General features: G+C 71.1%; 20 protein-coding genes. 9 read left to right on the forward strand and 11 right to left on the reverse strand.

Translation table 11 applies throughout. The features are described from left to right. Positions 1-65: 65 nt before the first annotated feature. Entirely contained in the window at positions 66-1,646 is a 1,581-nt protein-coding gene (locus AB0G15_RS16065; RefSeq protein ID WP_362839809.1) for a succinic semialdehyde dehydrogenase, read from the reverse strand. A gap of 89 nt (positions 1,647-1,735) precedes the next feature. On the opposite strand from AB0G15_RS16065, the gene AB0G15_RS16070 reads away from it, so the two are divergent. Together AB0G15_RS16070 and AB0G15_RS16075 are read left to right on the forward strand one after the other, a co-directional pair. Further along, a complete protein-coding gene (locus tag AB0G15_RS16070; RefSeq protein ID WP_362839812.1) occupies positions 1,736-3,991 on the forward strand; it encodes a beta-propeller domain-containing protein in 2,256 nt (751 codons plus the stop codon). 226 nt (positions 3,992-4,217) lie between these two features. Continuing rightward, the gene (locus tag AB0G15_RS16075) at positions 4,218-7,130 is read left to right on the forward strand and encodes a M36 family metallopeptidase (RefSeq protein WP_362839814.1); all 2,913 of its coding nucleotides are present in this window, start codon (positions 4,218-4,220) and stop codon (positions 7,128-7,130) included. Between the two features lie 191 nt (positions 7,131-7,321). Here the strand turns inward: AB0G15_RS16075 and AB0G15_RS16080 are convergent, their stop codons facing one another. Then, on the reverse strand, positions 7,322-9,064 hold the full coding sequence (locus AB0G15_RS16080; protein ID WP_362839817.1) for a glycerol-3-phosphate dehydrogenase/oxidase: 1,743 nt from the start codon (positions 9,062-9,064) through the stop codon (positions 7,322-7,324). A gap of 657 nt (positions 9,065-9,721) precedes the next feature. Further along, positions 9,722-10,237: an ATP-binding protein gene (locus tag AB0G15_RS16085; protein WP_362839820.1), complete on the reverse strand. Its 516-nt coding sequence runs from the start codon at positions 10,235-10,237 to the stop codon at positions 9,722-9,724. A 229-nt stretch (positions 10,238-10,466) separates the two neighbouring features. Between AB0G15_RS16085 and AB0G15_RS16090 the strand changes: the two genes are divergently transcribed. The 3 genes from AB0G15_RS16090 (at position 10,467) to nagA (ending at position 12,766) form a co-directional block, all read left to right on the forward strand. After that, entirely contained in the window at positions 10,467-11,300 is an 834-nt protein-coding gene (locus tag AB0G15_RS16090) for a helix-turn-helix transcriptional regulator (RefSeq protein ID WP_362839822.1), read from the forward strand. Continuing rightward, a complete protein-coding gene (locus AB0G15_RS16095; protein ID WP_362839825.1) occupies positions 11,288-11,500 on the forward strand; it encodes a DUF397 domain-containing protein in 213 nt (70 codons plus the stop codon). Before AB0G15_RS16090 ends, AB0G15_RS16095 begins: the two co-directional genes overlap by 13 nt. 129 nt (positions 11,501-11,629) lie before the next feature. Further along, positions 11,630-12,766, forward strand: a complete 1,137-nt coding sequence (gene nagA / locus AB0G15_RS16100; RefSeq protein WP_362839827.1) for an N-acetylglucosamine-6-phosphate deacetylase — start codon at positions 11,630-11,632, stop codon at positions 12,764-12,766. Positions 12,767-12,788: 22 nt separating this feature from the next. On the opposite strand, the gene AB0G15_RS16105 is transcribed toward nagA, so the two are convergent. The 3 genes from AB0G15_RS16105 to guaB form a co-directional block, all read right to left on the reverse strand. Further along, positions 12,789-13,721 carry a hypothetical protein gene (locus AB0G15_RS16105; RefSeq protein WP_362839830.1) on the reverse strand — a complete coding sequence of 311 codons (933 nt, stop codon included), beginning with the start codon at positions 13,719-13,721 and terminating at the stop codon, positions 12,789-12,791. A gap of 102 nt (positions 13,722-13,823) precedes the next feature. After that, the gene (locus AB0G15_RS16110) at positions 13,824-14,942 is read right to left on the reverse strand and encodes a GuaB3 family IMP dehydrogenase-related protein (protein ID WP_362839833.1); all 1,119 of its coding nucleotides are present in this window, start codon (positions 14,940-14,942) and stop codon (positions 13,824-13,826) included. A gap of 155 nt (positions 14,943-15,097) precedes the next feature. After that, positions 15,098-16,579, reverse strand: a complete 1,482-nt coding sequence (guaB, locus tag AB0G15_RS16115; RefSeq protein ID WP_362839835.1) for an IMP dehydrogenase — start codon at positions 16,577-16,579, stop codon at positions 15,098-15,100. Positions 16,580-17,073: 494 nt separating this feature from the next. On the opposite strand from guaB, the gene AB0G15_RS16120 reads away from it, so the two are divergent. After that, entirely contained in the window at positions 17,074-18,084 is a 1,011-nt protein-coding gene (locus AB0G15_RS16120; protein WP_362839837.1) for a helix-turn-helix transcriptional regulator, read from the forward strand. A 130-nt stretch (positions 18,085-18,214) separates the two neighbouring features. Beyond that, complete coding sequence (locus AB0G15_RS16125; protein ID WP_326635634.1) at positions 18,215-18,592, forward strand: DUF5319 family protein; 378 nt, start codon at positions 18,215-18,217, stop codon at positions 18,590-18,592. Here AB0G15_RS16125 and AB0G15_RS16130 read toward each other — a convergent pair. The 4 genes from AB0G15_RS16130 to groES all read right to left on the reverse strand — a co-directional run bounded on the left by AB0G15_RS16130 (position 18,553) and on the right by groES (position 21,805). After that, positions 18,553-18,756 (reverse strand): anti-sigma-D factor RsdA, encoded by a 204-nt coding sequence (locus tag AB0G15_RS16130; protein ID WP_362678531.1) that lies wholly within the window; start codon positions 18,754-18,756, stop codon positions 18,553-18,555. The genes AB0G15_RS16125 and AB0G15_RS16130 overlap by 40 nt on opposite strands. Positions 18,757-18,838: 82 nt before the next feature. After that, positions 18,839-19,477 carry a sigma-70 family RNA polymerase sigma factor gene (locus tag AB0G15_RS16135; RefSeq protein ID WP_329090055.1) on the reverse strand — a complete coding sequence of 213 codons (639 nt, stop codon included), beginning with the start codon at positions 19,475-19,477 and terminating at the stop codon, positions 18,839-18,841. 303 nt (positions 19,478-19,780) lie between these two features. After that, positions 19,781-21,403 carry a chaperonin GroEL gene (gene groL / locus AB0G15_RS16140; RefSeq protein ID WP_362839840.1) on the reverse strand — a complete coding sequence of 541 codons (1,623 nt, stop codon included), beginning with the start codon at positions 21,401-21,403 and terminating at the stop codon, positions 19,781-19,783. A 90-nt stretch (positions 21,404-21,493) separates the two neighbouring features. Further along, positions 21,494-21,805, reverse strand: a complete 312-nt coding sequence (groES, locus tag AB0G15_RS16145; protein WP_362678524.1) for a co-chaperone GroES — start codon at positions 21,803-21,805, stop codon at positions 21,494-21,496. Positions 21,806-22,048: 243 nt separating this feature from the next. Between groES and AB0G15_RS16150 the strand changes: the two genes are divergently transcribed. Together AB0G15_RS16150 and AB0G15_RS16155 are read left to right on the forward strand one after the other, a co-directional pair. Beyond that, a complete protein-coding gene (locus tag AB0G15_RS16150; RefSeq protein WP_362839844.1) occupies positions 22,049-23,215 on the forward strand; it encodes a class I SAM-dependent methyltransferase in 1,167 nt (388 codons plus the stop codon). A gap of 239 nt (positions 23,216-23,454) precedes the next feature. Further along, complete coding sequence (locus AB0G15_RS16155) at positions 23,455-24,744, forward strand: hypothetical protein (RefSeq protein WP_362839846.1); 1,290 nt, start codon at positions 23,455-23,457, stop codon at positions 24,742-24,744. A gap of 81 nt (positions 24,745-24,825) precedes the next feature. Here the strand turns inward: AB0G15_RS16155 and AB0G15_RS16160 are convergent, their stop codons facing one another. Further along, positions 24,826-25,419: a MarR family transcriptional regulator gene (locus AB0G15_RS16160; RefSeq protein WP_362839849.1), complete on the reverse strand. Its 594-nt coding sequence runs from the start codon at positions 25,417-25,419 to the stop codon at positions 24,826-24,828. Positions 25,420-25,484: the final 65 nt, after the last annotated feature.

The raw sequence follows: 25,484 nt of genomic DNA on the forward strand, positions 1-25,484 counted from the left end.
GCGACCTTCGCCGACCCCGGCGGCCCCCGGTGACCTCGACGGCCTCCCGGCGGCCCCGGAGCCCCTCACTTCAGGTGGAGCGTCTTCATGACCTTGAAGGCGGTCGCGAGGGTGTCGGCGTACTTCTCGTACGCCATGCCGAGGATCGGCTCGAAGCCCAGCCAGGACGCCTGGCTGGAGACGGTCTGCCCCTCGGTGTACCTCAGCAGCCCCTCGGCCCCGTGGCGCCGGCCCAGGCCCGAGGCCTTCATGCCGCCCATGGGCGCGTCGTAGGAGGCGTAGGCCGAGCCGTACCCCTCGTTGATGTTGACCGAGCCCGCCCTGATCCGGGAGGCCAGCGCCCGCCCGCGCGGCACGTCGCGGGTCCACACGGAGGCGTTGAGGCCGTACGCGGTGTCGTTGGCCCGCTCGACCGCCTCGTCGTCGTCGCCGAAGCGGTAGATCGCGACGACGGGGCCGAAGGTCTCGGCCCGGCACATGTCCATGCTCTCGTCGACGTCGGCCAGGACGGTGGGCTCGTAGAACAGCGGGCCGAGGTCGGGGCGGGCCCGCCCCCCGGCGAGGACCCGGGCGCCCTTCGCGACGGCGTCGTCCACGTGGGCGGCGACCGCTTCCAGCTGCCTCTGGGAGGAGAGCGAGCCCATCTGCACGTTCCAGTCGAGCCCGGCGCCGAGCCTCATGTTCCCGACCTGCCGGACGAACCGCTCCAGGAAGGCGTCGTGCACGGAGTCGTGGACGTAGAGGCGCTCGACGGACAGGCACAGCTGCCCGGCGTTGGTGAAGCAGGCGCGCAGCGCGCCCTGGGTCGCCGCGTCCAGGTCGGCGTCGTCGAGCACGAGCATCGGGTTCTTGCCGCCGAGCTCCAGCGAGCAGCCGATCAGCCGCCGGGCCGCCTCCTCGGCGATCTTCCGGCCGGCCCGGGTGGAGCCGGTGAACGCCACGTAGTCGGCGCCGTCGAGCAGCGGTTCGCCCACCTCCGCGGGGTCGCCGAGGACCACCTGCCAGATCTCCCTGGGCATGCCGAGGGAGACCAGCAGGTCAATCGTCCACAGCGTGGACAGCGCGGTCTGGGTGTCGGGCTTGTGGACCACGGCGTTCCCCGCGAGCAGCGCGGGAACGGCGTCGGTGACGCCGAGCGAGAGCGGGTAGTTCCACGGCGAGATCAGGGCCACCGTCCCCCGGGGCCGGCGCGCCTCGACCGTCCTGGTGGCGACGGGCAGGATCCCGGCGCGCCTCCTCGGCTCCAGCAGGCCGGGGGCCCGCCGCGCGTGGTAGAGGGTGCAGCCGGCGACGTCGAGGACCTCCTCGAAGGCGTGCCTGCGGGCCTTGCCGGTCTCCCACTGGACCACGTCGAGGATCTCCTCGCGGCGGTCGAGGATGGCGTCGTGCAGGCGCAGGAAGGGCTCGGCACGCTCCCGCGCGGGCCGGGCCGCCCACGCCCGCTGCGCCTCCCGCGCCACGGCGTGGGCGGAGCGGACGTCGTCGGCGGTGGAGACGGGCATCTCGGCGAGGACCTCGCCGGTGAACGGCGCCGTGATCTCCCGCGTCTTGCCGTCGGAGGTCACGTGCCGCACGACGCGTTCGATCATGCGGGGAGCGAGGACCCGTGTCATCTCGGCCCGCGTCATTTCAGGGGGAACGGCCATGTTCGCAGCGTAATCGTGGGAGGCGTGCCGTGGCTACCGGCGGGTAGCGAGGTGTTGAACCGCACGTCCTCCCGATCCGTCGTAGGGGCATGAGGACATCGATTCGTACGGCCGGCGCGGTCACCCTCGCCGCCGCGCTGCTCGCCACGGCGTGCACTTCGACGGAGACGAGGACCGCCGCGGGCCGTACGACGGCGCCGGTCGACCTGGGGAACGTCAAGCTCGTCTCCTACGGCGGCTGCGACGACATGCTGGCCGGCCTGCGCGCGGCGACGGCGAGGAACGTCGGCCCCTGGGGCATCGGCGGCCCGGTCGTCATGTACGCGGAGACGCAGTCGGACGCCTCCGCCAAGCGCGCGTCCGGCGCGCCCGAGCACTCCACCACGAACACGCACGAGGCCGGGGTCGACGAGCCCGACCTGGTCAAGACCGACGGCAACCGGGTGATCACCGTGAACCGCGGCGTGCTGCGGGTGGTGGACACCGCGACCAGGAAGGTCACCGGCACGCTCAGGCTCGTGGACGCCGAGCAGGCGTGGGCCCCGGCCGACCTGCTGGTCAGCGGCGACCGGGCGCTGGTGCTGTTCTCCGGCGGCGGGATCATCCCGTACGGCGCGACGGCCAAGCGCGCGGCGAGCCCGGGACCGCGCTACGTCCTCGTCGACCTGTCGGGGAAGCCGGAGGTGATCGGCGCGCTCACCCCCGAAGGCGCCCACGTGGACGCCAGGATGGTCGGCTCGACCGTGCGGATCGTGGTCCGCAGCCAGCCGCGGATCGAGTTCCCCGACACCGGGACCCAAGGACTGTCGGACGAGGAGCGCACCCGGCGCAACGCGGAGGTCGTCGCCAAGGCGCCGATCGAGGCGTGGCTGCCGAAGTACGAGCTCACGACCGCGGACGGCGCGACCTCGGACCGCGCGGTCGACTGCGGGCAGGTCAGCCACCCCGCGCAGTACACCGGGACCTCGATGCTGACCGTGCACAGCCTCGACCTGTCGCGGGCGCTCGCCGAGACGGCCCCGATCGGCGTCGCGGCCGACGGCGACACCGTCTACGGGACGGGCACCAGCCTGTACGTGACCAGCAACCCGAGCTGGTGGTGGCCCCGGCCGATCGACCGGGTGATCGTCGAGGACGCCCCGGCTCCCACCCTCACCGCCACCACCACTCCCACTCCGGCGGCGCCCCCGCCGTCCGGGTCCGCGACCGTCACGCCCGCCCCCGGGACCTTGACGCCCACCCCCGCGGTCACCCCGGCGTCCGCCTCGGGGGCCGACCCGGCCCCGAGCCTGCTCCCGGAGCCGCCCGCCTCGCCGGTCCCGGACCCCACGACGACCGGCACCCCCGCCCCGACCTCCCCGACCGACACCCCCCTCCCGATGGAGACCGTCTCGCCGAGCGACACGACCTCACCGGCCCCGACGACCGTCCCGCCGACGGCCGCCCCGGAGCCGCCGCCGGAGGAGACCGAGATCCACCGGTTCGACATCACCGCGGCCGGGGCACCCCGCTACGTCGCCTCGGGCAAGGTCTCCGGCAGGCTGCTCAACCAGTACTCCCTGTCGGAGCACGAGGGGCACCTGCGGGTCGCCACCACCTCGACCGCCGCGCAGAACGCCCCCTCGACCCTCCCCCCGGCCGCCGCCCCGGACACCTCCAGCGCCGTCTACGTGCTCGACGCCGGCACCCTGGCCAAGACCGGCGAGGTCGGCGGGCTCGGACGGGGCGAGCGGATCTACTCGGTCCGCTTCATCGGCCCCGTCGGCTACGTGGTGACGTTCAGGCAGGTGGACCCGCTCTACACCCTCGACCTGCGTGACCCCGCGGCCCCGAGGAAGACGGGCGAGCTGAAGATCACCGGCTACTCGGCGTACCTGCACCCGGCGGGCGACGGGCGGTTGATCGGCGTGGGCCAGGAGGCCAGTGAGCAGGGCCGCACGCTCGGCACCCAGGTCTCCCTGTTCGACGTCGGTGACCCGGCCAACCCCCGCCGCCTGTCCCAGATGTTCCAGAAGGACTCGGGGTCGGAGGCCGAGTGGGACCCGCACGCCTTCCTGTACTGGGCCAAGACGGGGATGGCGGTCATCCCGGTGAGCTCGTGGACGGGAACCGAGCAGAGCAACGGGACCGCCCTGGTCCTCAAGATCGACGATTCCGCGGTCACCAGGACCGGCACGATCGTCCACCCCAGGCCCAAGCCGATGAAGCACGCCCGGATGGCCTACGACCCGGGCATCCGCCGCTCGGTCGTCGTCGGCGACAGCCTGTGGACGGTCTCCGACCTCGGCCTCAAGGTCAGCGACATGAAGGACCTGGCCGACCAGGCCTGGATCCCCTTCCCCTGACCCCTCGCGACCCGGCGAACCCCAAGAACCGGCGAACCTCGAGACCCGCGCCCCCGGCCCGACCGCCGGGGGCGCACCCGTTTGCACGGTCCAGACCGCCCTATAACACTGACATATACACCTTTACAAGATCTTGTCATGACACTTGAATCGGTGTTACCTCTTGCGCAACACACGTGATCCGCGTGTGCATGGCCGGCGACGGCCATCTTTCGCAGGAGGATCGGTGTCGACCAAACCCTGGTCACGCGTTACCGTCATCGCCGCCGCCACCGCGGCGCTCGTCATCCCCCTGCCGGGGGTCGCCCAGGGCGAACCCGGCGGCCGGCCCCCCAAGATCCACGACTTCCAGGCCGAACACGGCGCCAAGCCCGACCTGGACAACCGGCGCGGCAGCGTCGCACCCCCCACCTCGCTCTCCAGGTCGACGGCGGCGAGCGCCGCGACGATCCGGTGGAACGCCCTCGGCACCCCGGCCGTCGTCACCGGCTCCGCCCCCCTCGCCGAGGGTCTGGACGCCGACCCCGAGCGGGCCGCGCGGGCCTACCTCAAGGCGAACGAGAGCCTCTTCGGCCTCTCCGGCGAGGCCGTGGACGCGCTGGAGAAGATCGCCGCGAACCCCATCGGCGACGGGTACGCCGTGCTCCTGCGGCAGAGGTTCGGCAACCTGCCCGCGGGCGTGGACGGCCAGGTCGTGGTCGGCGTGAAGGGCGGCAAGGTCCTCCACGTCACCTCGACCCTCTCGCGCTCCTCCGAGGCGCCTCCCGCCGCCAGGCTCACCGAGCAGCAGGCGCTGGAGATCGCGGCCAGGGACGGCGGGATCGACCTGGCCACGGCCACCGTCAAGAAGGCCACCGCCACGGCGGTGCCCGCGCCCGACGGGACGCACAACGCGTTCCAGATCACCCTGATCGGCGGCGGTGAGGGCGAGCCCGCCGCGTACACGACGCACGTGGACGCGGTCAGCGGCGAGATCCTGACCCGCGAGAACCTGGTGGACCACCACAGCGCGCCGGACGACCCGCGCTGGGAGGCGTTCCCGGCCAATCCCCCGGCCGACTACTCCTCCACCGACACCCGCGCGACGTGGTGCGCCACGGCCGGGCCCGGCTGCGAGCTGGTCGGGGCCGACCCGGCCACCGGCAAGGCGTGGGACGTCGACCACGCCACGGACACCCCGACGAACACGAGCGTCGGCAACGCCGCCAAGACCGTGGAGAACCGCGCCAGCGGCGACGCGTTCTCCGTCGGCACCCGCAGCAACGTGGCCACGCCGAACCGCGAGTACGTCTACCCGTGGACCAACAAGTGGTACACGGCCAAGTGCGACCCGGCCGTCCTCGACCAGCCCGGTGAGGCCGACCTCGAGGCCGCCATCTCCAACCTGCACGTCATGCACAACCGCATGCACGACTGGTCCTACCGGCTCGGCTTCACCGAGACCGCCTGGAACATGCAGAACGACAACGGCGAGCGCGGCGGCCTCGGCGGCGACCCCGAGCAGGGCAACGCCCAGGCGGGCGCCCGGGTGCTCAGCGTGCGCGACAACGCCAACCAGATCACCGGCCCCGACGGGGTCGCGCCCATCACCAACATGTACATGTGGCAGCCGATCGCGGGCGCGTTCTACTCGCCCTGCGTGGACGGCGACTACGACATGTCGGTGATCGGGCACGAGTACACCCACGCGATCTCCGGCCGCATGATCGGCGGCCCGAACGCCGGGTGGAGCGGCGCCCAGGCCGGGGCGATGAACGAGAGCACCTCCGACCTGTTCGCGATGGAGTACCTCTCCGAGTACGGCTTCCGCCCCGCGGGCGACACCCCGTACGTCACCGGCGGCTACGTCACCGGCGACAAGAAGGCGGGCATCCGCAACTACGACATGTCCAACTCCCCGCTGAACTACAGCGACATCGCGTACGACATCGTCGGCCAGCAGGTGCACGCCGACGGTGAGATCTGGTCGGCGACCCAGTACGACGTGCGCAAGGCCTTCGTCCAGAAGTACGGCCAGGGCACCCCGGCCAGGCAGAAGGCGTGCGCCGACGGCAAGACCCCGCTTCAGGAGTGCCCCGGCAACCGCCGCTGGGCGCAGGTCTCCTTCGACGCGCTGCTGCTGATGGCCTCCGGCGCGGTCAGCTACGTCGACCACCGCGACGCGCTGCTCGCGGCCGACGCCATCCGCTTCGGCGGCGCGAACCAGGCCATCATGTGGCGCGCGTTCGCCGAGCACGGCCTCGGCCAGGGCGCGGCGAGCGCCGGGGCAGGCGACCCCGACCCGACGCCGAGCTTCGTCGACCCGGCCGGCAAGAACGGGAAGATCCAGCTCAAGCCGCTGCTCGAGGCCAAGGACGCCGCGCTGCGGCTGTACGTCGGCGACTACGAGGGCCGCGTCGTGCCGGTGGCCGACACCGACCCGGCGACCGAGCTCGGCGACACCGTCGAGATGACCCCGGGGATCTACGACTTCGTGGTCGCGGGCAACGGGTTCGGGCACACCCGGGTGAAGTTCGCGGTGCTGCCCGGCCTCAAGCTGCCGCTGCCGCTCGCGATCCCGAAGAACCTCGCCTCGGCAGCCCTGGGCGCCACCGCGACCGGCGACGGCGTCAACCACGCCAAGCTGATCGACGAGACGGAGGCCACGAACTGGGCCTCGCTCACCGGGCCGGTCAAGGGCAAGGCCGTCACCGTGGACCTGGCCGGGACCAAGCCGGAGAAGATCCGCCGCGTGCAGGTCAGCGCCATGCTCAGGCCCCCCGCCGCCACCGACCCGGCCGACCCCGGCACCCAGAACCGCTTCAGCGCCCTGCGCGCCTTCGAGGTCCTGGCCTGCGACGCCACCAAGAAGGACTGCTCCTCACCCGCGTCCTTCTCGGTCGTCTACACCAGCCCGTCCAACGCCTTCGAGACGCGCCGGCCGCGTCCTCGCGGCGCCGACCTGCTCATCGAGTCCTTCAAGATCCCCACGACCACCGCGACCCACCTGACCCTGCGGGCCGTCTCCACCCAGTGCACCGGCAACCCGGTCTACGCCGGCGAGCAGGACGCCGACCCCAACTCCGCCACCGACTGCGCCACCGCCAGCCCCGCCAGGGACCACCTGCGCGCGGCCGAGTTCCAGGCCTTCACCCGCTAGTCCCTCCGGAGTCCCGTCAGTCCCTCCGGAGGAGTCCCCGGGTCCCGAGTCTCTCGGGGCCCGGGGACCTTCCGCATCCGGCCCCGTACTCCGTGTCCGGCCCCGCACGGCGTGGAACGTCCGCGCGGCGTGAGGACACGATCCACACCGGCTCCACCGGCTCCACCGGCTCCGCCGACGGGCCGGCGGCGCTACACCGGGTTGGTCTCGGGACTGGCCACCGGCACGATCTCCGGGGCGCCGAGGCGGATGGCGTCGGCCTCCTGGTCGGTGTCCTGCTCCTGGGAGAGGCGCTCGGACTCGACGCGCTTGGTGTAGTACTCCACCTCGCGCTTGATCTGCTCGGCGTCCCAGCCCAGCGGCTCGGCGAGCAGCCGGGCCGTCTCCTCGACCACGCCCACACCCCGGTGGAAGGTCTCGATCGAGATGTGCGTACGCCGGGTCAGCACGTCGTTCACGTGCCGGGCGCCCTCGTGGGTCGCCGCGTAGACCACCTCCGCCCGGAGGTAGTCGTCGGCCCCCGTGAGCGGCTTGGCCAGCGACGGATCCTGCTCGATCAGCGCCAGAACCTCGTCGATCATCGACCCGTACCGCTGGAGCAGGTGTTCGATCCTGGCCACGTGCAGCCCGGAGGACTGGGCCAGCCGCTGCCGGGAGTTCCACATCGCCTGGTAGCCCTCGGCTCCGACCAGCGGGACCCGGTCGGTGCAGGAGGGCGGGACCCGCTGGTCCAGGCCGTGCGCCACGGCGTCGACCGCGTCCTTCGCCATAACGCGATATGTCGTGTACTTTCCCCCAGCCACCATGACCAGACCCGGGACCGGGTGGGCCACCACGTGCTCGCGGGAGAGCTTGGACGTCTCCTCCGACTCCCCCGACAGCAGCGGGCGGAGCCCGGCGTAGACGCCCTCGACGTCCTCGCGGGTGAGCGGGACCGAGAGCACCTCGTTCACGTGGTCGAGGACGTAGTCGATGTCCGACCGCGACGCCGCCGGGTGGGCCCGGTCCAGCTTCCACGCGGTGTCGGTGGTGCCGATGATCCAGTGACGGCCCCAGGGGATGACGAACAGCACCGACTTCTCGGTGCGCAGGATGATCCCGGTGAGCGAGTGGATCCTGTCGCGCGGTACCACCAGGTGGATCCCCTTGGAGGCGCGCACGTGGATCTGCCCGCGCCCGCCGACCATTTCCTGGATGTCGTCCGTCCACACCCCGGTGGCGTTCACCACCTGGCGGGCCCGCACCTCCAGTTCCCTGCCGCCCTCCAGGTCGCGCACCCGGACGCCGGTGACCCGCTCCCCCTCGCGCAGGAAACCCACCACCTGCGCCCGCGAGGCGACGTTGGCCCCGTACATGGCCGCCGTCCGCAGCGTGGTCATCACGTGGCGGGCGTCGTCGACCTGGGCGTCCCAGTACTGCACCGCGCCGGAGAACGCCGTCTTGCGCAGCGCGGGGGCGAGCCGCAGCGCCCTCGTGCGCGACAGGTGCCTGTGGCCCGGCACGCCCCGGGCGAGCCCGGTGGAGAAGCCCATCGTGTCGTACAGCACCAGTCCCGCGCCCACGTAGGGCCGCTCCCAGCCGACATGCGTCAGCGGGAACAGGAACGGCACCGGCCGCACCAGGTGCGGGGCGATCCGCTGCAGCAGCAGGGCCCGTTCCTGGAGCGCCTCCCTGACCAGCTCGAAGTTGAGCTGTTCCAGATAGCGCAGGCCGCCGTGGATCAGCTTGGACGACCTGGACGAGGTGCCCGAGGCGAAGTCGCGCGCCTCCAGCAGCCCGACGGACAGGCCTCGGGTCACCGCGTCCAGCGCGACTCCCGCTCCGACGACCCCGCCTCCGATCACCACCACGTCGAGTTCCTCGGCGCTCATCTGCGCCAGTGCGGCGGACCGCTCGGCAGGACCGAGCCGTCCGGTGCCCATTCGCGCCGTCATGTGCAACCCCCTGGGGTGCGGCTTGTCGCCTTACGTGAGGTATTTACCCATCTACCCTAGGCACCATTACCGACCAGTAGGAAACGGCGGCGGTGATTCACGCCATACCCCGGTGAACAGCGCGAAGACAACGATAGACCCACGGGAGGGCAACGCCGTGGGAACGCCTCGGCGCGACCGGTGAACCCCGGGTCCGGCACCCGCCAGCCGAGCACCCGAGGTAAGAAAAGTGAGCCTCGCTCATAGAGCACTCACCGGGCATGACCCTGCCCTCACCTCCGATGACCGAGCGGGCCCCCTGCCCCCGCGCCCGGCCGCCGAACCACCTCTCGAAGACGACTCCCCCTACCACCTTCCTCACCCTCGTGAACGCCGGCCGGTGGACGCCACCCGCAACCAGCGAACGCCCCAAGCCACCCCACCCACCCCTTTCGTCAAGCAGGTGGCCACACCTTCACAATGATTAAAGGGCCGTACGGCCGGCGAAAACACCCGCCGCCACGTAAATGATAGGGATAAATCCGCGACCGTTTTTGAACGGCGTTTTGATGGCCCCCGGCAGAGGCTCTCATTGTGGGGGGAGAGCGAGGACATGCGTCAACGGGGGAAGTTCGCATGCCACTTTCCTGCCGGGGGCGGTTCGGTGGTCGGCCCTTTTCACATGGATTTCGGTCGCCCGGTGGCCGCGACCGGGGTGGAAGGGCCCAGGAAAGGCCGATCGGTGGCGCCCGGCCCCTCGGGAAGCCCGGAAACCTTGGGGATCTCGGAGAAGGGGTCGGCGGGCAGCTCGCACCACACGGTCCGGCCACGGCCCCGGCCGTGGCCGCGGCTCCCCCAGTTGCCCTGTGACAACTCGTCGACGATCACCAGGCCGCGCCCGAACTCGGCCCTGGCGTTCTGGACCTCCGTAAAGGGAACCTCACGACGCGGCGCGTCGAATGCCGCCCCCTGGTCGGTGACCTCTATCCGGATGATCGGACCCCGCCGGAACAGGGCGAGCCGGATCGACTTGCCGACCCGGCCCCGGTCGGCGTGCTTGAAGGCGTTGGTGACCAGCTCGGAGACGACCAGCCTCACGGCCTCGTAGGCGTGGTGGTCGGCACCGAGCAGATCGCCCGCCACGCCACGGGCGCGGGAAACCGATTCGGCCGTACGCGGCAGGAAAACGTCCACGAGTTTCTTTGACTGCGATTGCACGATGGTGGCCTTTCACCCGATGTCCGCACCGGTCCGGCGGTTTCTCCTCGATGTGTCGACCGGGAATCCGCCGTCTGTTGACTCGCACATCGACCGTCCCAAACAATGACTACCGCGAGTAGCCGATTCGTCGCACAGCCGACACACGGATGCCGCACCACATCGCACACGCGCCGTGCATTTCCCGTGCAATGAAGGGAGGAGCATGACCGAGAGAACAGCGGACCAGGAGCCCCTGGTTCCACCCGACCTAAAATTCGGTGTAATACTTCGCGAGCACCGCAAAGCGGCTGGGATGCGACAAAAAGACCTGGCAGACAAACTGGGATGGTCGATTTCCCACGTCAGCATGGTCGAACGGGGCGAACGCCCCGCCAAGGAGGATTTCGCGAGCAGTGTCGACCCGGCCCTCAACGCCGGCGGCGCGCTGCTGGCGGCCTGGCGCAAGGCGCAGGAGCAGGCCGCCCGCCTGCCGCTGTGGTTCCGGCGCTGGGTGGAGATCGAGCAGAGTGCCGACGCGCTGCGGACCTGGCAACCGCTCATCATCCCCGGCCTGCTCCAGACGGTCGATTACGCGCGGGCGCTCCTCGGCGGCAAGCCGGGCGTCAACCTCGACAGGGTGGAAGCAAGTCTGGCCGCGCGGATAGACAGGCAGCACATCCTCGGCCGCGAGGACCCGCCTATGCTGTGGGTGATCCTGGACGAAGGCGTCCTCACCCGCCCCGTCGGCGACAAGGCGGTGATGGCCGGACAGATGGACCACCTTCTCGCGATGGCGGAGCGCCCGCGCATCGTCATCCGGGTGCTCCCCCGCGACTCGTGGAACACCACGGGGCTCCTGGGAGCGTTCGTGATCGCGAGGGGCCGCGACATGCCGGACATGGCCTACGTCGAGTCCGCCGCGCACGGCCAGGTCACCGGTGATCCGGACGACGTGACGGAGATCACGGCAAGATACGAGATGATCCACGGCGAGGCCCAGAGCCAGCGGGCCTCCTGCGACCTGATCAGGGAGGCAAGGAAACAGTGGACGACGTAACCAGGGAACTCGGCGCCGCGGTGTGGCACAAGTCCTCACTCTCCGGCGACAACGGCGGCGACTGCGTGGAGGTCGCCGAGCTGTCCGGCGGGCGCCGGGGCGTCCGCGACAGCAAGAACCCGACCGTCCCGGCACTGGTCTTCACCCCCGCCCAGTGGACCACCTTCACCAACGGCGTGAAGAACGGCGAATTCGGCTGACGCGCGAGACCCGACGAACGCGGACTCCTCGGTGACCGGGGAGCCCGCGCCTGTCCTGCCCTTGGGCGAACCCATGCCCCCGGGAGTGCCGGGAGCCGGTTCTCCCAGGAACCCGCGAGGATGGGGAGCATGAGCATCACACTCGCCGACGCCCGCGTCGTGACCCCCGAAGGTGTCCACGAAGGCTGGCTCACCATCGAAGACGGCCGCATCACCCACGTGGGCCAGGGCGCGGCCCCCGGCGCCGGGCTCGGGCTCGGCGGCCGGTACGTCGTGCCGGGCTTCGTCGACATCCACAACCACGGCGGGGCGGGCGGTTCCTTCCCCACCGGCGACCCGGACCAGGCGAGCCGGGCCGTCGACCTGCACGCCCGCCACGGCACCACCACGCTCATGGCCAGCCTGGTCACCGCGTCCCCGGACGACCTGGCCAGGGCCGCCGCCTCCCTCGCCGACCTGTGCGAGGACGGGCTGCTGGCCGGGATCCACTTCGAGGGCCCCTACATCTCCGCCGCCCGCTGCGGGGCGCACAACCCGGCGCTGCTGCGCGAGCCCTCACCCGGCGAGCTCGGCGCGCTGCTCAAGGCCGGACGCGGCCACGTACGGATGATCACCATCGCCGCCGAGCTGCCCGGCGCGCTGGACACCGTACGGGAGGCGACGGCCAACGGCGTGATCGCCGCCCTCGGCCACAGCGACGCCACCTACGAGCAGACGATCTCCGGCATCGAGGCGGGCGGCAGCGTCGCCACCCACCTCTACAACGCGATGCCGCCGCTGCACCACCGCGACCCCGGGCCGATCGCCGCGCTGCTCCAGGACGAGCGCGTCACGGTCGAGCTGATCAACGACGGCGTGCACCTGCACCCGGCCATGACGCGCCTGGCCTTCGAGGTCGCGGGTCCCGGCAGGACCGCGCTGATCACCGACGCCATGGCGGCCGCGGGCATGGGCGACGGCGTCTACGGGCTCGGCGCGATGTCGGTGAACGTCGTGGACGGGGTGGCCCGGCTGGCCGAGGGCGGCAGCATCGCGGGCAGCACCCTGACCATGGACGTCGCGTTCCGCCGCGCCGTGCGCGAGGTGGGCCTGTCGCTGGCCGAGGCGTCCGAGATCGCCTCCCTCACCCCCGCGAGGGTTCTCGGTCTCGCCGACAGCCTGGGGTCCGTCTCGGTCGGCAAGCGGGCCGACCTGGTGGTGCTCACCGACGACCTGGAGGTCTCCGGCGTCATGCGCGGGGGCACCTGGATCACCGAACCGCGCTGACGCGGAAACGGACGCGGGCGGCTCAGGACCAGTCCCAGCGGATGCCGACCAGGCCGGGTTCCAGCGACCCGGCCACCAGGTGCACGGCGTTGTGGGCGTTGAGGGAGAGCTCGCCGAGGTCCTGCTCGCCGGTGCCGGAGCCCTGCCGGGCGAACCGCCGGACGCGCGCCGGGAGGACTTCCGGCGCGAAGTTCACCCGGAGCACGTACTGCCCGGCCGGGTGCCGGAAGCCCCGCTCGTACTCGACGGTCTCCACGCCGCTCGGGTCGGCCAGCTCGTAGCGGATGATCTGCGTCTCGCCGGGCCGCAGCACCTGGTCGAACAGCAGTTCCGCCACGACCAGGGCGGTCGGCCCGTCGCGGCGGACCCGGCCGACCCGGCAGTCCTCCAGGGCCCGGACGCGCACGCGCTCCACGTCGCATCCCAGGTCGCCCCGGTAGACCATGATGTAGCGGTCGGTGGCCTCCTCGTGCGCCTGCACCACCTGGAGCGTCTCGCGCCGCACGGTGCTGCGGTCGGGACCGATCTGCAGCGCCTCGTACATCCCGGCGATGTGCAGGCGCCGGTCGTCGGCCACCCCGTTCAGGTCGTGGATCATCGCCGACAGCGTCCGCGAGGACTCCATGATCGCGGAGTAGGGCAGGGCGCCCACCGGCAGCTTCCCCGCGTCCCGCCCGCGCGGCCGGGGCGGGCCGAGAAGGGCCATGAGGGAGCGCGGCGGCAGGACGAGGATCTCCTCCAGGGCGCGCACGGCGCGCAGCGACTCGGGGCGCTCAGGGCGCCGCAACCCCTGTTGCCAGTAACTCAGGCTCGTCATCCCGACCCGGAGACCGCGTTCCCCGAGATGCCGGTGAAGCCCGTTCAGGGTCAGCCCGCGAGTCTCCACCGCGGCACGCAGCGCGACGTGGAAGGGCCCTTTCTTGAGGGCGACCCGGAGCTCCCGATCAGTTGGCACGTACGAATGCTCACAGATTTCTTCGAGCACGTCATTTCAGTTAACGGCCTCACGGGGGGGCGGCCCGGGCCGAGGTCCCGCCCCGCCCCGCCCCGCGAGATGTCAGCCGATCTGCGGAGCGACGACGACCTCGACCCGCTGGAACTCCTTGAGGTCGGAGTATCCGGCGGTGGCCATCGTGCGCCTGAGCGCGCCCATCAGGTTCATCGAGCCGTCGGCGACCGAGGAGGGGCCGTGCAGGATCTGCTCCAGCGTGCCGACCGTGCCGAACTCGACCCGCTTGCCCCTGGGCAGCTCGGGGTGCTGCGCCTCGGAGCCCCAGTGGAAGCCCCGGCCGGGAGCCTCGACGGCCCGCGCCAGCGGCGAACCGACCATGACCGCGTCCGCGCCCACGGCGATCGCCTTGGCGATGTCGCCGGAGGTGCCCATGCCTCCGTCGGCGATGACGTGGACGTAACGGCCACCGGACTCGTCCATGTAGTCGCGGCGGGCGGCGGCCACGTCGGAGATCGCGGTGGCCATCGGCACCACCACGCCCAGCACCGTGCGGGTGGTGTGCGAGGCGCCGCCGCCGAAGCCGACGAGCACCCCGGCCGCGCCGGTCCGCATCAGGTGCAGCGCCGCGGTGTAGGTGGCGCACCCCCCGACGACCACGGGGACGTCGAGCTCGTAGATGAACTGCTTGAGGTTGAGCGGCTCGGCCCTGCCGGAGACGTGCTCGGCGGAGACCGTGGTGCCGCGGATCACGAAGATGTCCACGCCCGCGTCGATGACGGCCTTGTGGTACTGGACCGTGCGCTGCGGGGACAGCCGCACGGCCGTCGCCACCCCGGCGGCGCGGATCTCCTCGATGCGGCGGCCGATCAGCTCCTCCTTGATCGGCGCGTCGTAGATCTGCTGCAGCCGCTTCGTGGCGGGCTCGCCCTTGAGCTCGGCCACCTCCTCCAGCAGCGGCATCGGGTCGTCGTACCGGGTCCACAGCCCTTCGAGGTCGAGCACGGCGAGACCGCCGAGCCTGCCGACCTCGATGGCGGTCTTCGGCGAGACCACGCTGTCCATCGGGCTCACCACGACGGGCAGCTCGAAGCGGTAGGCGTCGATCTGCCAGGCGATCGAGACCTCCTCCGGGTCGCGGGTGCGACGGGACGGAACGATGCCGATCTCGTCGAGCGCGTAGGCACGACGGCCGTTCTTGCCGCGGCCGATCTCCACCTGAGTCATATGTCTGTCTTTCCCGTTCCGTGCGTGCACAGCGCACGCCGCGTTCCATGCGTGCGCCATGCACGCCGCGTTCCATGCGGCACGGCCGTGCGCGCGGCGTCTCGCGCGTGCGCGGGCGCACGCCACGTCCGCCCGCGCGCCCGGCGCGGGCCGCCCTAGCGACCGTGGTAGTTGGGAGCCTCGACCGTCATCTGGATGTCGTGCGGGTGGCTCTCCTTGAGGCCCGCCGCCGTGATCGGCATCAGCTCGCACCGCACGTGCATCTCGGCGACCGTGCGGCACCCGGCGTACCACATGCCCTGGCGCAGGCCGCCGATGAGCTGGTGGGCCACCGCGGCGACCGGGCCGCGGTAGGGGACCTGCCCCTCGATGCCCTCGGGGATGAACTTGTCCTCGTTGCCGACGTCGCCCTGGGCGTAGCGGTCCTTGCTGAAGGAGGCGCCGCCGCGCTCGCGGTTGCGGACCGCGCCGAGCGAGCCCATGCCCCGGTACGACTTGAACTGCTTGCCGTTGATGAAGATCAGCTCACCCGGGGACTCCTCGCAGCCCGCCAGGAGGGAGCCGAGCATGACCGTGTCGGCCCCGGCCGCGATGGCCTTGACGATGTCGCCCGAATACTGCAGGCCGCCGTCGCCGATCACCGGGACCCCGGCGGGGCCGGCGGCCAGCGAGGCCTCGTGGATCGCCGTCACCTGCGGGGCGCCGACGCCGGCGACCACGCGGGTGGTGCAGATGGAGCCGGGCCCGACACCGACCTTGACCGCGTCGACCCCGGCGTCGACCAGCATCTGGGCCCCCGCGCGGGTGGCGATGTTGCCGCCGATCACGTCGACCCGGCTGTTGGACTTGATCTTGGCGATCATGTCGGCGAGGCCCTTGGAGTGGCCGTGCGCGACGTCCACCACGATCACGTCGACCCCGGCCTCGATCAGCGCGATCGCCCGCTTCTCCGCGTCGCCGCCGACGCCGACGGCCGCCCCCACGACGAGCCGGCCGTCGGCGTCCTTGGTGGCGAGGGGATACTGCTCGCTCTTGGTGAAGTCCTTGACGGTGATGAGCCCGCGCAGCCGCCCCCCGGCGTCGACCAGCGGAAGCTTCTCGATCTTGTTCTGCTTGAGCAGGGCGAACGCGTCGTCGGTGGAGACCCCGACCGGCGCGGTGACCAGCGGCATCGGGGTCATGACCTCGCGCACCGGACGGTTCTCGTCGGTCTCGAAGCGCATGTCGCGGTTGGTGACGATGCCGACGAGCACGCCGGTCTCGTCGGTCACCGGGACGCCGGAGATCCGGTACGTCGCGCAGAGGCGCTCGACGTCGGCCAGCGTCTCGTCCGGGGAGCAGGTGACCGGGTTGGTGACCATCCCGGCCTCGGAGCGCTTGACGAGGTCGGCCTGCTGGGCCTGGTCCTCGATCGACAGGTTGCGGTGCAGGACGCCGATGCCGCCCTGGCGGGCCATCGCCACCGCCATGCGGGCCTCGGTCACCGTGTCCATCGCCGCGGAGACCAGCGGGATCCGCAGGGTGATGCCCCGCGACAGCCGCGTGGTGGTGTCGGCCTGCCCCGGCTGCAGGTCCGAATACGCGGGAACCAGCAACACGTCGTCGAACGTGAGCCCCGGCTCGGTGAACTTGGCCATCTGCGATCCTCCTGCCGCGGCGCTCTCATGACGGGGAAAGGCGCCGACCCCCGGGTCACAGTTTAGAGTCTGGCGCCGAAGCCGGTGGACCCGGGGGAAAAGGCGCGGCGCGCAGGGCCCGGGGAGGCGGCGCGCAGGACCCGGGAGAGACGGGCCCCGGGGGGCCCGGAGGAAGGACGGGCCCCCGGAGGACCGGGGAAAAGCGGGGGACCGAGCGGTCGGTGACCCGCTCGGTCCCCCGGATCACCGGCATCGGCGCGGAGATGCCTTGACGCCAACCGAACCCCCCTCCGCATCCGGCTGGCGGCGTGATCCGCGCCTTCGCCGACGCTGCGTCAAGAGTGCGTCACGATGCGTTCGTCTCGCAATGTCCAAACGTGCAATTGCACGAAGCTGCACACGGCGGCATACCGGTAGGAGCAACGCCCGGACAGGGACTATTCGCCGGGTTATTCTCGCCAGACCCTCGTGTCACTTGCAGGAGTCCCTCGCCGATGAGTACCGACACACCCACACTGCCCGACCCGCTGGAGAGCCTGGGGCTCACCCCGGCCCAGACGGCCCTGTACAACGCGGTCCTGCGCCTGCACCGCGCCACCTGCGCCGAGCTCGCCCAGGCCACCAACCGCTCGCCCGAGCCGCTCGGCCACGAGCTGGCCACCCTGGTGCGGCTGGGCGTGGTCGACGAGCAGGGGGGCGAATACCTGGCCCGCCACCCGGCCGCGGCCCTCGGCCATCTGATCGCGGAGAGGCTGGACCGGCTGGCCGCCGAGAGCCGCCGGATCGACACCGTGCTCGGCTCGATCCGCGGCTTCATCCACCAGTACGACGCCGGCCGCGACTACCAGACCGGCCAGTTCCCGGTGGACCTGGTCGGAGGCGCCGACGAGCTCTACGAGAGCGTGATCGGCATGGCGGTCCAGGCCCCGCCGCTGAGGCTGCTGTCGAGCATCCCCGACCGGCGGACGATGAGCGACTTCGCGCACCGCTACGCCGACCAGTGGATCGGCGCCCAGCGCGCCGGCCTGCTCGCCTGCCGGGTCACCATCCCGGTGCACACCCTGGAGATCCCCGGCCTGCGCGACAAGCTGGACCAGTTCGAGCGGGCGGGGGCCGAGGTGCGCACCCTCGACACGGTGCCCAGCTGGTTCCTCGTCGCGGGGGACGACGCCGCGGGCATGCCCGCCCAGTGGGGCGGCGCGCTCGCCGAGAACGCCTACAACTTCCACCTGGTCAGGGCTCCGGTCGTGGTGGCCGCGCTGCGCTCGCTCTTCGAGGAGCTGTGGGCCCGCGGGGCCCGCCTGCCCGGGACCCACCGCGACGACGGGGTGGTCCGGGTGCTGCGGCTGGCCGGTCAGGGCGTCCCCGACGAGATGATCGCCCGGCAGCTGGGCGTCTCCGTCCGCACGGTGCGCGCCAGGTTCGCCGACGCCATGGCCGAGCTGGGGGCGCAGTCCCGGTTCCAGGCGGGGGTGGAGGCCTCCCGGCGCGGCTGGCTCGTCTAGGCCCTCTCGCCTCGGGCAGGCCCTCCGGGGCGCCGAGGGTCCGAGCCTCTGACCTGCCCGTACCGCCCCGGAGCGTCCTACTCGTGCAGTTCGGAACCTGTCTGTCACATCCAGGCCATAAGGTGGGATCGTGCTCGACGATGTCCCTCGCGACCCGTTCGCGGATGACCCCGACGACCCGGCGGCGGCGCTGGGCGATCCCGACGATCCCGAGCCGCTGACGACGGACGAGCGCGACGAGGCCATGACCGACCTCGCCGACGTGGAGGTCTTCCGCTCGTTGCTGGAGCCCCAGGGCGTGCTCGGCCTGGTGCTCGACTGCCCCGAATGCGGGGAGCAGCACTACTTCGACTGGGAGCTGCTGCGCGGCAACCTGCGCCAGATGATCGAGAACGGCCAGCCCCAGGTGCACGAGCCCGCCTACCAGCCCAATCCCACCGACTACGTGAGCTGGGAATACGCCCGTGGTTACGTGGACGGCGTGATCGACACCGAGGAACACCGCTGATCCACGTCGTCGATCAGGGCCGCCAGCAGGGCGACCGCGGCGTCTGAGCCGGAGACGGGCCTCCTGCCGGAGAGCGCCTCCAGGAGTTCGTCGGTCTCGGCGACCGCCGGGTCCTCGTCCGGCCCGTATCTCCGAGCCGGACGTCGCGGGTGAACCGTTGTCATGATCGTTCTCGCTCCGGGTCGTCGCGAGCCCCGCCCCGCGGTTCGGGCCTTCGCTCGCGCCCCCTGCTCGACGGCTCCGCGATCAAGCTATCGACTCCAGCTCCGCCATCGCTCGTAGCCGGGCCAGCGCCCTGTGCTGGGCCACACGAACCGCACCTGGTGACATGCCAAGTACATTACCGGTCTCCTCGGCGGAAAGGCCCGACACCACTCGAAGCATGAGCAGTTCGCGCTGGTTGTCCGGCAGCCTCGACAGCAGCCGGCGGGCGTGTTCGGCCTCGATGTAACGCACCACGGTCTCCTCCGGCCCCGGACCCTCGTCGGGCCCGTCAGGAAGGTCCTGGGTGGGCACGGCGGATCGTACGGAGCTGCGCAGCGCGTCGGCCACCTTGTGAGACGCGATGCCGAAGACGAAGGACGCGAACGGGCGTCCCATGTCACGGTAGCGGGGCAGTGCGGACAGCACCGCTATGCATACTTCCTGGGCCACGTCGTCCGCGATGTGATACTGACCGGAAACCCGGCCCAGACGACCACGGCAATATCGGACGACCATCGGCCGCAGTTGCGCGATCAGAGATTCGATCGCGGTGCGATCCCCCTGAACGGCGAGGCTCGTCAGATCCTTGAGATCATCCCTGTGGGCGACCCCATCAGACCTCGTCGCAAGCCTCACCCCATTTTTGGCGTCGGCGACGCATCCCTCGGTCACGTTAGGCATGATGCCCGCCCTGGTAGTGACTGTCGTCATCGCAAACGGCTACGGATTGGTCACATTGAGGCGGAGATAACGGCGCGTAATCAAACGGCGACCGCAACGACTACAGAATGTGCAAATATTCCATTCGATTGCCAAATACGTCGCCTATTCGCTAGAACCGCGTTTGGTCTTCTGTCCGGCGCGACGCTTGAGATCGTTTTTCGGTTTACCGCGAAACGCGAACGGCTCGCGCCTCCGGGGAGACGCGAGCCGTTCGGAACCGATGATCGGCCGGGGGCCGACCGGGGGTCGTTCAGTGACCGATCAGTGGCCGTGACCGTGGCCGTGACCCTGGCCGGCGGCGGCCGGGGCCTCCTCCTCGGGCTTGTCCACCACGAGGGCCTCGGTCGTCAGCAGCATGCCGGCGATGGAGGCGGCGTTCTGGACGGCCGAGCGGGTGACCTTGACCGGGTCGATGACGCCCTGGGCGATCAGGTCGCCGTACTCGCCGGTGGCGGCGTTGAAGCCCTGGCCGACGGGCAGCTCGGTGACCTTCGCCGTCACGACGTACCCCTCGAGGCCGGCGTTCTCGGCGATCCAGCGGGCCGGCTCGACGAGCGCCTTGCGGACGATGGAGACACCGGTCGCCTCGTCGCCGGTCAGGCCCAGGTCGTCGAGGACCTTGGAGACGTGGATGAGCGCGGAGCCACCGCCGGAGACGATGCCCTCCTCGATCGCCGCGCGCGTCGCCGAGATGGCGTCCTCAAGGCGGTGCTTCTTCTCCTTGAGCTCCACCTCGGTGGCCGCGCCGACCTTGAGCACGCAGACGCCGCCGGAGAGCTTGGCGAGGCGCTCCTGGAGCTTCTCGCGGTCCCAGTCGGAGTCGGACTGCTCGATGGCGAGCTTGATCTCCTTGACGCGGTCGGCGATCGCCGCGGCCTCACCGGCACCGTCGACGACGGTGGTGGAGTCCTTGGTGATGACGACGCGCCGGGCGGTGCCCAGCACCTCCAGGCCGACGTGCTCCAGCTTGAGGCCGATCTCCTCGCTGACGACCTGGCCACCGGTGAGGATGGCGATGTCCTGCAGCATGGCCTTGCGGCGGTCGCCGAAGCCCGGCGCCTTGACGGCGACGGAGGTGAAGGTGCCACGGATCTTGTTCGTGACGAGGACCGCGAGGGCCTCGCCCTCGACGTCCTCGGCGATGACCAGCAGGGCCTTCTTCGTCTGCGCGATCTTCTCGAGCAGCGGCAGGAAGTCCGCGACCGAGCCGATCTTGCCCTGGGTGATCAGGATGTAGGGGTCTTCCAGGATCGCCTCCATGCGCTCCTGGTCGGTCACCATGTAGGGCGACAGGTAACCCTTGTCGAACTGGAGGCCCTCGGTGAACTCGAGCTCCAGGCCCATGCTGTTGGACTCTTCGACGGTGATGACACCGTCCTTGCCCACCTTGTCGAACGCCTCGGCGATCAGCTCGCCGATCCTGGCGTCCTGCGCGGAGATCGTCGCGACGTTGGCGATCTCCTTCTTGTCCTCGACCGGGCGGGCCGACTCGATCAGCCGGTCGCTGACGGCCTTGGCCGCGATGTCGATGCCGCGCTTGAGGGAGAGCGGCTGCGCTCCGGCGGCCACGTTGCGCAGGCCCTCGCGGACCATGGCCTGGGCCAGGACGGTCGCGGTGGTGGTGCCGTCACCGGCGACGTCGTTGGTCTTGGTCGCCACTTCCTTGGCCAGCTGGGCGCCCAGGTTCTCGTACGGCGTCTCCAGCTCGACCTCGCGGGCGATGGTGACACCGTCGTTGGTGATGGTGGGCGCACCGAACTTCTTGTCGATGACGACATTGCGGCCACGCGGGCCCAGCGTCACCTTGACCGCGTCCGCGAGAGCGTTCACGCCGCGCTCGAGAGCTCGGCGCGCGTCCTCCTCGAACGACAGGATCTTCGGCATGACAATCCTCTCCATAAGTACGTCGGCGCATCAAAGCCCCGGGCGCTCTCGCGACCCGGGGCTCGATACGTCATCTTTGTGAAGCGAGAACTACTTCTCGATGATGGCGAGCACGTCACGAGCGGAGAGCACGAGATACTCCTCGCCGTTGTACTTCACCTCGGTGCCGCCGTACTTGCTGTAGAGGACCACGTCGCCCTCCTTGACGTCGAGCGGAATCCGCTTCTCGCCGTCCTCATCCCAGTTGCCGGGGCCCACCGCGAGGACCTTGCCCTCTTGCGGCTTCTCCTTGGCGGTGTCCGGGATGACCAGACCGGAAGCGGTGGTCTGCTCGGCCTCAAGCGGCTGGACCACAATGCGGTCGCCGAGCGGCTTAACGGGAACCTTGGTGGCGGTCGTCACGTCGGACCTCCCCTTCAGATTTGAATGATCTAGAAGAGGCGACCAGCGGTCTGCCGTCGCGGGTGTCAGACCTGCCTCGTCGCATGTATTTGGCACTCTCACCGGGAGAGTGCCAATACGGAACAGTATGCAAGGTGGCCTTGACAGTCAACACGAAGCACCCCTTCTGCGCTTCACGCGAACGTCAAGCCAGGTGGAAGCCCCTCGCGAAGCCCTGCGGCCGAGGCGGTAGCGTCGGCTGGTGTGAATCTCGACGCATTCCGGGAACTCCTGACCCCGCGCGGCCAGGAGGCCCTGGGCGCGGCGGCCGGGATCGTCGGCGACGACCCGGTGGCGGCGGTGACCAGGCTGAGGAAGACCTACGACGCGGACCTGACCTCGGCGGCGTTCACGCAGGCCACGCTCCGGCTGCGCGCCAGGGAGAAGTTCGGGGCCGACGCCGATCTCATGTACTTCACCAGGACGGGCCTGGAGCAGGCCACCCGCCGGGAGGTCGCCGACCATCGGGCGCGGCGCGTCCCCGCGGGCTCGCGGGTCGCCGACGTCTGCTGCGGCATCGGCGGCGACCTCCTCGCCCTGGCCAGGGCCGGGTGCTCGGTCGAGGCCGTCGACACCGACCCGCTCACCGCGGCGATCGCCCAGGCCAACGCGGACGCCCTGGGCTTCGGCGACCGGGTCTCGGTCCGCGCCGCCGACGCCTCCGCCCTGGACCCGGCCGCCTTCGACGTCCTGTTCGCCGACCCGGCGCGCCGTACGGCGCGGGGCAGGACCTTCGACCCGATGGGCTACTCGCCGCCCTGGCCCGCCGTGCTGGAGATGGTGGCCCGGGCCGGGGCCGCCTGCCTGAAGGTCGCCCCCGGGATCCCGTACGAGTTCGTCCCCGAGGGCGCGGAGGCCGAGTGGGTCTCCTACAAGGGCGACGTCAAGGAGGCCGTGATCTGGTGCGGCGCGCTGGCGGGCGAGACGGCGCGCAGGGCGACGATCCTGCCCTCGGGCGCCACGATGACGCCCGACCCGGCCCTCGGCGCCCCCGGCACCGGCCCCGCCGGCCGCTACATCTACGAGCCGGACGGCGCGGCCATCCGGGCCCACCTGGTGGCGGAGATCGCCGCGGCGGTCGGCGGGCGCCTGCTCGACCCGCAGATCGCCTACATCACCGGCGACGTCGCGACGCCGACGCCGTGGGCGTCCCGGTACGAGGTCCACGAGACGCTGCCGTTCTCGCTCAAGCGGCTGCGGGCGGCGCTCCGCGAGCGCGGCGCGGGCAATGTGACGATCAAGAAGCGCGGCTCCGCGGTGGACGTCGACCGCCTCAGGAAAGACCTCCGGCTTTCCGGTGAGGAATCCGCGGTCGTCATTCTCACCCGAATCGGCGAGCGGCCTTTCGCCTTCGTGTGCGGCCCCGGCTGACCGGCCGGATCGAACCCGTTCGACCAGCTGCGGTAAGCCCTGTTTGACCAGCCAAAATAGTCAATTCTTCCAGCCAACCGGCAATTCCTCTCTTTTAATCTCGCTGCCGGAAAACCTTGATCCAGAGGCTAAGGTTGCCAGGCGGGAGTTCTCTCTCGCCTGCGGTTTCATATCGTTCATCGGCAAATCCCATCAAATCCAACCGCGCGGCTGAGCGTCGGCGAGTGAAGGAGCTCTCGGTGGATCACTCCGACCACACCCTGCTCCAGGCAGGCAGCCAGACCGCCATCTCCGACCGGATGCGCGAGCTCCTCGCCCGCGCGGCGCAGGACCACGTCTACGAGCAGCGGACCCAGGGCGCGGTGCTCGACGAGATCCGGCAGCGCCTGGAGGGCATGGAGTGGCTGCTGCGCGAGGTCAGGGAGCGCGAGATCGGCGGGCTGAACGGCACGCTGGAGTCCGTCCACGGGCGCCTGGACGACATCGCCGCCAAACCGCCCTCCTGGGCCGAGGGCCTGGCCCAGCACGTCGAGGCGGTGCGTGACCACGTCGACGCCGTCGGCGAGCGGGTCGACTCCCTCGGCCGCCGGGTCGAGACCGTCCGCGACCGGGTCACCCCCCTCGGCGAGCTGCCGAGCCTGTGGACCGATCTCGGCACCGTGGGCGAGAGCATGGACGAGGCGCTCGCCCGCCTGCGGGCGATCTCGGAGGGCACCCTGGGCCTCGACGAGCAGGTGCGCCAGCTGGCCGAGCACCTCGGCAGGCTCCAGGCCGACATGGGCATCGCGGCGCACCGGTTCAGCCGCCTGGACAGGGCCCTGGCCGACCTCTCCCAGCGCACCGGGCGTATCGAGGCGGGGATGCTCGACCTGTCGGCGAGCGTCCAGCAGGCCGTCGGCACCGCCGCCGACCGGATGCTCGCCGCCGTCGAGCAGGTCAACGGCAAGGTGGACCTGGTGAGCGGCAGGGTCGAGCAGGTGGGCGCCAGGGTCGACCTGGTCGTGCCCAGGATCGACGAGCGCGCCGCCGCCGTCGAGAACCGCATCGACAGCCGCGTCGACCGGCTGGAGGGCCATCGCATGGCGGCCGGTGGCCGCTTCGACACCCTCGACGAGCGCCTCGACGACATCGAGGGCCGCCTCACCGGCCGGATGGACGTCATCGACTCCCGGCTGTCCACGCTGGACGGGCACGCGGAGAAGTCCGCCGAGCGCCTGGAGAGCCTGGACGAGCGCCTGGAGGTCCTGCCCGCCGTCCTCGGCGTCGGCGCGCTCATCGGCGTTCAGACCGACGAGCAGCGCGAGCGCTTCGACTCCCTGGACGAGCGCGTCATCCGGGCCGAGGCCGCGCTGGCCCCGCTGGCCGAGACGCTCCGCGCCCTGCCCGACCGCGACCAGCTCTCCGAGGCGCTGAGCGAGACCGTGGAGCCCGCGCACACCGACCTCACCCGCCGCCTGGGCGCCCTGGAGGAGACCATGCTGGCCCTCGCCGAGGCGCTGCTCCGCCCCACCAGGACCGACCAGGACTGACTCCCGGGCCGGGGCTTCGCCCCCGGGCGCGACCCGCCCCCGGCGGCTCTCAGCGGCCCGCCCGGTCCCGTACGGACGCCGTCAGCCGGCGCGCGCGACATCGGCCGGGTGACCCTCCAGGCTCTTCACGGCCCTCACCTCGGGGCACAGGTTGTTCCTGACCACGGAGAGCAGGACCAACAGCTCGTCGGTCTGCTCGGCCGTCAGCCCCCGGGTCATCCGGCGGTGCATCTCGGCGAGGACCCGGTCGACCTCGGGGCGGAGCGCGTGCCCCCTGGGCGTGACGTCGACGATGCTGATCCGCCGGTTGGCGGGATGGGGCCTGCGGCTGACGAACCCGCTGCGCTCCAGACGCTGCAGGGTCTTGGTCATGGTGGAGACGTCGACGCCGACGATTCTCGCCAGGCTGTTCTGCGACTGGGGGCCGTTGTCCCACAGGGCGCCCATCACGCGCTCCTGGCCCGGGTAGAGGTCGATCTCCCCGAGGAGGCTGGCCAGCAGCACGCGGTGGCCGCGGGTCGCGTTGGCCATCAGGCAGTTGAGATCGCTGTCGTACTCACCGCAGCCCGGGGTGGCGCCGCACGCCTCGGCCGGGTCCCCGTCCGCGGCGCCCTCACGGGCCGCGGCGCGCTCGCCGGTCGCGTCGCGCTCTTCGTCGATCAGCGGCTCCGCCATGTCAGGTCCTTCCGTTCTCCCCCGACACTACCGCTTGCATGTTGGCCGACCAAGTTGTAGAACTG

It is taken from the genome of Streptosporangium sp. NPDC023825, assembly GCF_040639575.1.
Taxonomy (GTDB): domain Bacteria; phylum Actinomycetota; class Actinomycetes; order Streptosporangiales; family Streptosporangiaceae; genus Streptosporangium.